Below are 11724 nucleotides of genomic sequence, written 5' to 3'. Positions count from 1 at the left end.
CGAAATGCCCTCCTATCTTTCACCTCTAACCCAAAGTATCCTTGAAACGCAAAGCGTTATTTAAAACTAGCGCAATGACCCATGACGGATTCCATTTATTGCTGTGTCCCCGATGATTCCAGTAGGTTTGAAAAAAACCTTCGCCTTGCTCGCCAACAACCGTAAAACCCCATTCGCCCGGCTTCGTACAAATGCCCTGTCCCATCGCATCCAGGGACACTCTGCCCCACCGTTCATATAGCTCATTGCCGGTTAAGCGGCCAAATTTCCAAAATTCGTAGGTTGGAAAAAAGACATCCAAATGATGGTTTTGTACACTGACGCCAGGCCATCCAACCGCCCTGAAATCCGTGTTCCGGAATGCTGAGCCCTGATTGTATGCCGGATTCCACACATATACGAACGTTAACAGCCAATCCGCAGAGATTTCAGCCCACTCCCGATACCGTTCCTCCTTTGTCAAAAGAAACAGTTCGTATGCGGCAAGGAAAAAGTACATCCCTGCTTCCTTGTCCTCACACTTAGCATCAAGAGTCGAGCGGGCAAACGGCCGTTCGAACGTCTCGACATGCAGTTCGTAATAGCGATGCATCATCGTTTCAGCAAATTCTAAATATTGGTTCTCCTTGGTGATCCCATACGTTTTCACGAGAGCGATCAAGCAGGGAAGTCCCGCTGCCGTTATCATGCCATCTGCAGGGTGGCCATTCATTAACCATGCGGAAGGATAGATACCCGCTGGAAGAGCTCCGCCTAGTAAGAATTCTGCGGACTCGCGCAGAGCCTCGATCCAGCTGCTTGGAACTTCTAGACAGCTTTCACGAAACAGCTCCACAATTTCTGCCAAATCAGAGATCGTTTCACCGTAAGATCTGCTTGAGACAACAGGTTGCTTGTTCCAGTAAAAGTCGTCCCATACTCCCTCATCCAAGCGGTACATGCTGTGTCTCACACCTGGCACTTGGGTACGGCTCTGGGATACATAGAAATCAACGGCGCGAACAGATCTATCGACTCTTTCTTCCTGTCCGCTTTCAATGCCTAACTTGGCATCGCACCAAGCCAGCTTCAAGCACTGCCCTGTCCAGCCGTACATATAATGCAGCGGATGCTTGGAGACATTCCCGTTCTGATTGGAGTCGGTAAACTTCACGTAGCCTGCGGCTCCCCGCTCCCCGCTTCTATAACGATCATCCATCGCGTTCGTCTTAAGTCTGATCATTTCATCCAGAGATAGCGGACTCTTCCCCACAGGCGCGAATAGCGGGATGCTTTTGCGAACAATTTCACGGAATGCATGCCCAGAACGGTCTGCCGTTCCCCAATCCAGCGCATACATTTTGGTTAACGTGCTGCCTTGTGCGAAATCCAAATATCCTTCGGGATAAGGTGCCGTTATGTTTTTCGCTATAAAATAAGTATCTTTCTCGCCGTTAAACATCAGAACGCCGCTTAACGCGACAACTAGGCTGCGACTCTCCTCTTGAATCGCTCCCAGGGAGCCATAATGTACAACGCCATCGTTCGTTTCCACATAATCAGGGATGGAGAACAAGGAGAGAAATCTTGTCTCCTCTTCCTCCCACTCCACATTCACGCAGGGAATTGGCAGCCGGTGCTCTTCACAGATATATCCTTTGCCAGGTCCCACACCAAGCCTTGGTACGATTCGATTCGGATCCGAGGAAGGGTTATTATTGTAAATCAGGTGGGGGATCGTCACCTTTTCCTTGCTTCGCTTTGGAAGTGCGAAAAGGAGTCCCACGGCTGCTTCACTTACTACAGTGTCAGTTCGATTCTCCCAACTCACTTGCACACGCAAGAGATCATTCTCGTCAAAAGTCAAACTCATCGAGACGTGTAAGGCTTCTAATGTTCCGCTAATCCGAAGCAAACCACTCTCTTCCGTCACTTCCACACTGGAAAACCCTGGAGTATCCAGCTGCCAAGGTCTTCCCGTGGAATAACAAAGCATCTCATTCAGCTGCCCCGTGAAAAAGGGTGAGTGCTCACCCTCTGATCTAAGAATGAGCCGTAGGCCATCTTGCGTGTCTGCTATCTCAGCTCGTCGCTTCTCACTGCGGCTAACAATGGCGTGCAACACTCCGGGCTCACTCCTTTCTCACTCATCAAGGTAACCAGCAGGCGGTCAAGTGTTGGATTAAATCCGACTCTGCCAGCTAACGGCAGGCAGATGAAGAACATGAGACCTTTGCCTACACGTTTCAATCCTACGACAGGAAGCTTACGCTTCCCCGGAGTCTCCGAATGAGCTTGATAAGCAAAAACAATGGGTTCTATTCCCTCGCCTAGCAAATGGCTATTGGTCATGCCGTCCAGCCGGTCAGTCGTTAGATTGTAAAAATAGGCGTAATCGTCTGGCTTTATGCCTGTCATAGTAAGGCTCTCATCTTGCATAGAAAGCGTATACACTTCTCGTAATTTCACCGTTTGAATTTGGGTATCCTCAAGCTCCCATATCCCATTGTCACTGTGCTTCAGGATGCATACAGCGGTCGCGCCATTACGAACTTTGGACAGAATAGCTGTCCGCTCGTTGTTGAATGCTTCTGGAGAAGATACAACAAGTGTGCAATCCTCCTGCGCCTCATCGGAATAACGCTCTCCAGCTACATCCAGCAATGAACCGAGCAGCTCTGACGCTGCGTCGAGATAAGCGACCTTCTGGGGTTTCTGGATTCTCGCCCTTGCAAAAGCCTCGAAAGCAAATCGTTCCGCATTGAGTATGCGCCCGCCTTCATCTATCAATTCCGCATCCACATACAATTTCTGTCTATCTTGCACAGAAGGCACAGAGAACCGAATCGAACCCGCATACATCGATGAAGCGATCGGTAATTGACCGGCTATTTCGTAATGTGCGTAGTCCCTTGAATCATCACGCAATGTTGCCACAATACGGCACTTCCCGTATTCCTTCGCTGTATCGTTCAGAAGCCACGCTTCTATTTCCAGTGACTCTCTCTCGTAAACCTTCCAGCGGTCGCTTCGCAAATTAACGCGAACAGGCTCCAAACTTGCTTGATAAGTGAAATACGCTGGTTTCGGCTTGCGATCAACACCTACAAGAGCTTTCATCCAACCGGCTGGCCAAGCGTCAATCAGCAGATGGATGGCGGTAGATACAACAAGGTCCGCCCTTCTGCGCCATGCATCCGTCATCAGCTTCGTTGCTAAACTTTGATGCTTCTGACTAGCCTGAATCCAACCTTGCATGCTCGTTTGTTCGGCATACCAATCTCCGTGAAGATTGTACGTTTGAGCGCCATGGATGTCATTCGGTAGCCAACGATCTTGCTCCGAGGCTGGGAGCCATTCTTGGGGATAACGGCTTAACATAAGTTCTGCATGATCCAGACCTTCGGTCCCATACTCTCCGCAGCCCGCTTTCCAACCTTCTCTGATGGTTGGAAGGAACCCTTTGTACATTTTCCCAACAGGAATGACATTGTTCGTATACCACAAATTATAACAATGAAAATCGGGCAGCCCTTCACGGGTAGGCGGGTTATAATCCCCTTCCACGTTCTTAACAACACGATCCGGATTCTCAACAAATATCGCTTGCCTGGAGGCTACGAAGAAAGCTTCCAACTCATTTCTGTGCAAATAGCGGTGACCCTTGCGTCTCTTTTCCGTCCTAGATGGCTCGTTAATCAGAGATACCATAATGGAGGATGGATGGCTGCGAATCAGCCTTTCCATCTCCGCTGCTTGCTTCACGCCTTCGACGAATTGGTTTCGGCGAATAAATCCGAACGTGGGCAAATCGCATTGATGCATCATGCCAAGCATATCGAAATAATCATAGATTTCTTCCTGCACGGGGCGTTGTGTAATGCGGTAAAAATTCAAGTTCGCAATCTTAGCAATCAAAATATCATCGATTAATTGTTCAAAATCGTTGTTCATCACGCATTGCTGCAGATGACCCATTTCATTGGCGCCTCTTAGGATGATCGGATGATTGTTCAAATAAAGCGTGCCTTTCGGTACCTGCTGCTCATCCATATGGAATTTGCGCATACCGAATGTGCGATCCCGGCTATCGACGCAGTGGCTGTCGTTCTTTACTTCAATCCGTACGGCATACAGGAAAGGGGATTCCGGTTCCCACATGTGATAGGTTGGAAATTCGATTTTATAGCGGAAATAATTAATGCCCGGCCCGGCATAAGCCACTGTGAATGAGATGGGCTCTATGCCTTCACCCTCAAAATTCTGAGGCATAATTTCCAGTTCCAACTCAAAATTTTCCATCACCCGCGTCGTGGTGTTCACCGCATCAATCCAAACTTCCACCGAACCGCTGTCAATATCCGGTCTCACGAAGACATCCTGGATAAATAGTTCTGACCGCTGTTCCAGAAATACCTTATTGTAAATACCCGCTCCTGGCGGACAGTGACTCCAGCCGTTGTATGGATCATCCCATCCCGGACCCGTCGCAGCGTATATTTTATCCCCATCCAGTTTCGTTCCACCGACACCCATCATTGGGATATCCGTCTGAACCTCAACGACGAGCGTATTGTTTTCCTGCAAAAAGTCGGTCACGTCAAATTCGAACGGTGCGAAAAAACCCTCATGACTGCCAATGCATTTGTGATTGAGGTATACCGTCGTTTTATAATCAACACCCTTGAATACGAGATAAACTCGTTTTCCGTCTGGAATGCCAGGATACGCAAACTCACTGCGATAAAATCCCGTCCACTTGCCATCTTCCCCCGATGGTCCACGGAAGTCAGGGATCGTCACAGCTTCCCAATCCCCTGCACCATCCAGTACGCGAGTAAAACTCACATCTGTAGGTGTCTGATAGCGAAATTGAAAGTGACTGCATACTTGCCGATCTCTTGTCATTGAAGGCGCTGGTACTAAATTTCTCATATAAGGTCTGTACTTCTCACGCTCTAGCTCTAATTCTTCATGAAATCGAACCATCTGCTCTTCAAATGTAAGCTCATCTACGTGCTTAGCTTTATCTGTGCTTGATGCGAAATATTTTTTCTCATAAGTTATAGGCGGAATGTCCCGCAGTTCGTCTTTATTACCGGGATGTTCACGAAACGCAATTTCCGCGAACTGATCCAAACGTTTCATTGGCTCCAATCACATCTCCACCTTACTTCTCGTCATACCCTCACGATTTCATAATCTAACGTATAACCTTCTTCATCTTGCGGATACATGCTTACTTCCGTCGATCCGAATCGCTGTGTCCAGCACCGTTTCTCACCTAGGAATGGCTCTACGGCTTCTTTCACTTCACTTGTCATAAAATCATTCGTCACGATCCAACTTCCGAAGCCTGCTCTACCGCTTTTCTTTCGTTGTTCCGGACAATCCGGAGGGAGGAGCCACTCTGCGATGACAACAACAGCCCCGTCGTCTGCCTTTTTCGTAATCATGGCAAAGGTCTCTGCCGAAAGTGTAGTTCCACCAACAAGAATTAACTTGGGCTGACCTAGTTTATCGGCAGTTACGTGTTCATCAAACGCCAGAACATTGGCTAGCGGATAAAATAAAGGATGTACCCGTTTACCTGTACCTCCGCCAAATCCTTCCACGAGAGGGAATTGATCAAGCGGTACTTCTTGCTTCAATTGATGTCTCGGGAAGTCATACCCCGGAATATGCTGGCAGCTGCCATGGGCCGGAATCGTGCCTCTACTTAGCAGATGCCAAATGTGAAACACGCTCTGGCTTTGCGTGATATCTTGCGTCTGACGTGCGCGATTGCCATACAGCCGCTCATTCTGACCATAATTGCTATCATCCGAGTGAATTACGGCTATATCAGGATCAGCTTGGGAGTGGTGCCAAGTTAGCGGGTTCTCGGGAATAAATTTCCGCACAAATTGCAGCCAAATCTCACCGAATTCCGTCTTCCTGAAGCCTTCTGGCTGATGTCTAAGCAATACATCGATATTTTCTACGAACAAATGGGTTGGTCCCATCAAGTAGCCCATCTTCAATGCTGATTCAAATTCCTGCGGCGAATGCCCAGGAAATCCTGGGAACCTTGTAAACCATTTACCTGTATCAGGTCCCCATAAATCGGCACAAATCCACAACGCCCGGCCGTATTGCTTGGCTGCACCTAATGCAGTTGACAGCTGCAGCGATTGGAATGATTCCTTCATGATTTTCGGACAAAGATCCATCCCAGCTCTGGCAAATGTGTGAAACATGGTAGGAAACACATGCTCCGCTATTAAAGGGACCGATGTACTCGCCAAGCCTGCTTGCTCCACAATTCGACTCACGTGGTTCGTACGGGATCTCACGGACTGTTCCACCTTGCTCCGCGCCTGTGCCACACTCAAACCGTCCGTGCTGCCCCAATGCGGGAACCATCCATCCTTACGGTACTGCCCGGCGTTAATTTGCAAATGCTCCGGCTCATCGTACAGCAGTCCTATGCATCGTCCTGAGGTCGAGGCTTCGACAATCGCCTGATCAGGAACATCATACCGATTGGTCCCTTCCACCCAGGGGCCGTTAATGTTGCCATATTCGTTTCCTAGGCAGATGTCCATCCCTGCTGCGGTAATGTCAGCAACCACATCCCAATGATCAGTGCCTGGAAGTACATGATGCACATAGAAATCCGTTCCCAGTTCACGCAAGCTATTTACAAAAGCACCTGGTTCCGGCTTCGGATCCTGTGAGGGACAGATGCTTCCTGTTCCCGTTCGCATGATGAGATCTGATGCCTCACCCGCCCATGGATCCTGCCAGGCTACGACGGGTCCCTGAATACCTAGCTTCGGTTTATGCATCACCAGTGTTCTTCACTCCCCAGCTCGCCTCAACATTCACGAATGATTGGCGAATGATGGACAGGCAATCGGCCACTTCCTCCGGCTTCGCATGTTCCAGAATCAAGGGAACATCCGGCATCCGGCGAGCAAGGAGCTCTGCATACACATGCCAATCCGCTTGACCCGCCCCAACCCGAGGTGTTGTGAACCCATCGGCTCCGTAGAGCGCATCTTTGGCATGCGCGATGGGACAATACTTGCCGATATGGTCAAACATGGTGGCCATCGCTTCGGGCTGCCTGCTCAAATCTTCCTGCTTCAAGTAGTTAAAGGGATCCATAATGAATGCCAAACCTTCCGTTCCTAGGCGCTCTATCATATCCTTGGCTTGTTCCGTAGTGGCAAGCACGTTGTTCACAAAACCTTCGGCTAGCAGAATGGCCCCCTGCTTCACCGCGCGATTGCGCAAGCGATCTATGATTTGCAGCAGCTGCTCCCACGCTTCGGGGGTACGGTTGCCCTCGTAATCACGCCAAGCGTTGGTCGGGTGAAGACTTCCCGTCTCTGTCGCCATATACCTAGTTCCGTAGACCGAACATAGGTCGATCATCTTTTCCAATTGCTCCAGCTTCGCTTCCCTTTTTGGGAGATTAGGGTTCATTAAGTTGGTATAACCGGATAAACCGACGACCGTGATCCCCTTATTCTCAAAAATCGAGCGAATTTTCTCAGCACGGGCGGGTGAAAGGGGTTGGTCATCCATCACCTGCATCGCTTGCTTCGGATCAATTTGCACATAGTTCATGCCCTGATTCCGAGCCTCTTCTGCCATGGCTTCTGCACTCCAGCCCATATAGATGTAGCTCATAAATCCGAGTTGATTCATCCCACAACGCTTCCTTTCAGCAAATCCGCTCTTTCTATTACACACGCTTCCTGGCTCGAATTTACCATCGCCGTAGTCAGCGCCACCGTCTGGATATTATCCTCTGCTGTGACCGGCGGGAGATTGCCTTCCTCAAGTGCCGTCATGAATGCGATCATCGAACCAGCGAAAGCATCCGGGAACCATGTTCCCTTAAGCTTGATTTCATGAACGACATTCTTGTGTTTATTCAGTGCCATATAGAGCGTATCTTGCGTGCACCACAAGCTTCCTTCTGTCCCGTCAATCCACCAAGTATTGCTGTGTGAGCGGCTTGCTTTGGCAATATTGTTAAAATGCAGCGTCGCCATGAGCGGGTTCCTGCCCCCTTTTGGCCCAAACTCTACATTCGCCGAATAGATAAGGGGGTCGACCGCATGTTGATTGGTTAACTGGGCTGTCGTACAGTGTACTCTTGACCATTCCTCTGGATAAGGGTTGAAATATCGACAGAGGTCCACATAGTGCACGCCATGGTCGACAATGTTGAAATTTTTCATCTTTGTCCACCACCAGCCGGCTTGATCCTGGAACGAGCGCATATGATGATGGATGCTGTATACTTCCCCAATCAAGTCCTGCTCCAGTACCGTTTTCAGCGCTTTGTGCGCTGGTGCAAAGCGGGCTTGTTGATTGACTCCGAGGATAATCCCCATCCTGTTAGCCTCTTCGCTCAGGCGTTCTGCTTGTGCCAGATCCAGGGCTAAAGGCTTTTGGCACAATACTGGCCTTGGTGCCTTTCCGATTAACCTCAGCACTTCCAGTCGCGGTTCCGGATGGATAGCCAGATCGATTACACCTACATCCTCCCTCTCAAGTAGCTGATTAACATCCGTCGTCCAGAACGGGATATTGAACTTTTCCGCTGTGCTGCGTGCTGCTTCCTCGTTCACGTCGCAGCATGCGGCTATGTGCAAACCGTATTTGCGGTATGCCGGTAAATGTGCCGTATTCGCTATACTGCCGCAGCCGATGAGGCCGATTCCGTATTCATTTACATTGGTGAGACGCTTCTTATTAGGCAAATAATCGTCTGGTCGAATGAACTCCATAGTTACACCTCTTTATTTCTTACATTACACGAGGATGGAAAAACATTTATAGGGTGTTCATGCTTTTTTGTAGGGAGGATTCAACCACGTTGGCTATTCCGTGTGAAAAGCATCGAATTGTGGCGAGTTGGGGGGGGGGCTCACACAAAACCCTAGCAGCAATCCCGCTAGGGATTACTTAACTTGTTAATAGCTGGTGTGGTCGAAGTTGGCAGTATGTGGGGTAGCCCGATGAGATGGTGGACGGTTCATAAGCAGCTAACATTTGTGCCTGACGGAGGTGATCCGCCAGGTGGATACAAGCCATGCCCCTTGCACTAGCTCCTGCATGGGGAACTCCAGGCTGCTATTTCGCTGAATCTGCCGCGTTTTCCGCATGCTGGGGGAACTGTGGTCCGTTAATCCTCCAATTTCACCCTGAAAACGTACAAAATCGGCCAAATAAGAGCCTGTAGTCCCCCCCAGCGTGGAAATAGCTCGTTTTCCTCGAAATAGAGGACTGTAGTTCCCCTTCAGGAATAACGCCCCCATGGTGTCCCCCCACTACAACAAAAAGGCCACCCAAAGGGTGACCTTCCCAAAAACCATTCAAATATTAGTAGCCTCTTTCAAACTCTCACTCTCCGCTCGCGTTCCGAGGGATAACACATACCGTTTGCCCGTCTCCGCATGGAAAGTAAGGATACCAGACTGTTCTTCCCGTACAGCCTCCACGACAGCACCGTCGGATTCCACAATAAGCGGTAACTGGCCGCCCTTGTAAACAACGGTGCAAGCTTGGCTATACTTGGCTTGAATAACGCAGTGAGTCATCGCTCCATCTTCCCAAGCCATGTCGACTTCGAAGCCGCCACGGGCTCTTAAACCGCTGACCGATCCTCGTGACCAAGCGCTTGGCAAGGCTGGCAGCAGGTTGATCTCTCCACGGTGCGACTGCAGAAGCATCTCTGCGATGCCGGCTGTTCCGCCGAAATTCCCATCGATCTGAAACGGCGGATGATTGTCGAACAAGTTCGGCAATGTGGAATGCGAGAGCAGCATGCGAAGATGCTCGTATGACTTCTCGCCATCCTCCAGACGGGCAAAGAAATTAATGATCCACGCCCGGCTCCAGCCCGTATGGCCGCTTCCGGCTTCCAGCCTGCGCTCCAATGTCCGTTTGGCCGCATTCGCCCACTCCGGTGTGTGGCGCACATGAATCATTTCGCCAGGGTGCAAGGCGAACAAGTGGGAAATATGACGGTGACCTGGATGAACCTCATCCCAGTCCTTCACCCATTCCTGCAGCTGCCCGTGCTTGCCGATTTGCGGTGGTGGCAGCTTGCGAAGCTTGCGTTCCCATTCTTGTCTTGTTCCTTCATCCATTTTCAGACGCTCAGAGGCATCGATACAGGCACGGAACAGCGAATAGATAATCTGCGTATCCATGGATGGGCCTATGGTCAAACAGCCAACGCTGCCATCAGCACCAATAAACTTATTCTCTGGTGAAGTAGAGGGTCCCGTGATCAGGTGTCCATTTTCATCTTCAAACAGATAATCCAAGAAAAACTCCGCTGCTTCCTTCATGATCGGATATGCCCGGTCGCGAAGGAAACGCTCATCCTGTCCATACCGGAAATGCTCCCAGAGATGCAAAGTTAACCAAGCCGCGCCCATCGGCCAAATCGATCCCGGCATAAAATTGCCCTCAATTTGGGTAGCTCCCCACATGTCGGTATTATGATGCGCAACAAACCCTCTGCAGCCGTAGACCTCCTGCGCCGTTTTCCTGCCATTTATACGCATACGGTCAATTAAATCAAACAACGGCTCGTGGCATTCGGGCAGGTTGCACACTTCCGCGTGCCAGTAATTCATCTCCGTGTTGATATTAATGGTGTATTTACTCTCCCATGGCGGTGTGAAGCTTTCATTCCATATCCCTTGCAAATTGGCCGGATTAGATCCGGGACGCGAAGATGCCATCAATAAATATCGGCCGTATTGGAAATATAATTGGGCAAGCCCAGGGTCGCTTCCACCTTCTTTGAACCGCTGCAACCGAGCATCGGTAGGCAGTACATCGGCTTCTTTGCTATCTTCCGGACGACCTAGCTCCAGCTTCACACGCTGTATCCGGCTGGTATGATCCGCAACGTGGTCGCGCTTGACTTTATCGTAACCTTTGCCCGCCGCGTGCTCTAACTGACGCGTACAGATGGCAATCGGGTCCGAGTGGCGGAAGGACGTTTGCGCCGCGATATAGATCGTTACAGCTTCTGCCTGAACGATGAGGAAATCACCAATCACTTTCACCGAACCGCCGTCGGGAACCGCTTTCACTGCCGCACAATAGGTGACTCCACCTCGGCCATTTTCACCGCTCATCACCAGTGTGTCGTTGGCAATTTTTTGGGTGCCTTCATCAAAAGGCCTGCGGCTCAAATGCATGCGCAGATTTAACTTGGCAGGTCGATCGCACTTGATGCGAATGACAATGACTTGATCAATCGCGCTGCTGAACATTTCCCTGGAGTGCTGAATATCATTCAGGCAATAGCCCACTTGCGCGACACCCTGCTCGATGTCCAGCTCCCGGTAATAATTGGAGATCATCTTCTTTTCACCATCATGGTAAATTTGGAAATCTCCAAGCGGCTGATAAGGATGCAGCGATTTGGGAATCGACATCATGCCCATTTGCGCAAGTTCTTCAGCCTCAATTTGTTTTCCTTTCATCAATAACTGACGGACCATTGGAAAGTATTTCTGTCCCTCTGGATTATCACCGTTAACGGGTCCTCCATACCAAACGGAGTCCTCATTGAGCTGCAATCTCTCGTTGTTCACTTTGCCGAATATCATAGCGCCTAGACGCCCATTCCCGATTGGAAGCGCATCGTTCCAGGATCTTGCTGGTTTCTCGTACCACAATTTTGTACCATTGGCTGAATTTCGCATTGGTTTCATCAGC

Annotated in this window: 6 protein-coding genes; all 6 read right to left on the bottom strand. The window is 49.8% G+C overall.

Translation table 11 applies throughout. The features are described from left to right. Positions 1-25: 25 nt before the first annotated feature. Positions 26-2104, bottom strand: a complete 2079-nt coding sequence (locus tag GQF01_RS13540) for a hypothetical protein (RefSeq protein WP_328803454.1) — start codon at positions 2102-2104, stop codon at positions 26-28. Next, positions 2056-5127, bottom strand: coding sequence for a glycosyl hydrolase 2 galactose-binding domain-containing protein (locus GQF01_RS13535; protein ID WP_161407441.1), 3072 nt, complete (start codon positions 5125-5127; stop codon positions 2056-2058). Before GQF01_RS13535 ends, GQF01_RS13540 begins: the two co-directional genes overlap by 49 nt. Before the next feature lie 32 nt (positions 5128-5159). Next, positions 5160-6809 carry a hypothetical protein gene (locus GQF01_RS13530; RefSeq protein WP_202556340.1) on the bottom strand — a complete coding sequence of 550 codons (1650 nt, stop codon included), beginning with the start codon at positions 6807-6809 and terminating at the stop codon, positions 5160-5162. Continuing rightward, complete coding sequence (locus GQF01_RS13525) at positions 6802-7677, bottom strand: sugar phosphate isomerase/epimerase family protein (protein WP_161407290.1); 876 nt, start codon at positions 7675-7677, stop codon at positions 6802-6804. The genes GQF01_RS13530 and GQF01_RS13525 overlap by 8 nt, the downstream gene beginning before the upstream one ends. Then, a complete protein-coding gene (locus GQF01_RS13520; protein WP_161407289.1) occupies positions 7674-8768 on the bottom strand; it encodes a Gfo/Idh/MocA family protein in 1095 nt (364 codons plus the stop codon). Before GQF01_RS13520 ends, GQF01_RS13525 begins: the two co-directional genes overlap by 4 nt. A gap of 588 nt (positions 8769-9356) precedes the next feature. Further along, positions 9357-11711: a glycoside hydrolase family 95 protein gene (locus tag GQF01_RS13515; protein ID WP_161407440.1), complete on the bottom strand. Its 2355-nt coding sequence runs from the start codon at positions 11709-11711 to the stop codon at positions 9357-9359. Positions 11712-11724: the final 13 nt, after the last annotated feature.

This window comes from Paenibacillus silvestris (assembly GCF_009882985.1).
Taxonomy (GTDB): Bacteria; Bacillota; Bacilli; order Paenibacillales; family NBRC-103111; genus Paenibacillus_E; species Paenibacillus_E silvestris.
This window is presented reverse-complemented; position numbering and strand designations above follow the sequence as displayed.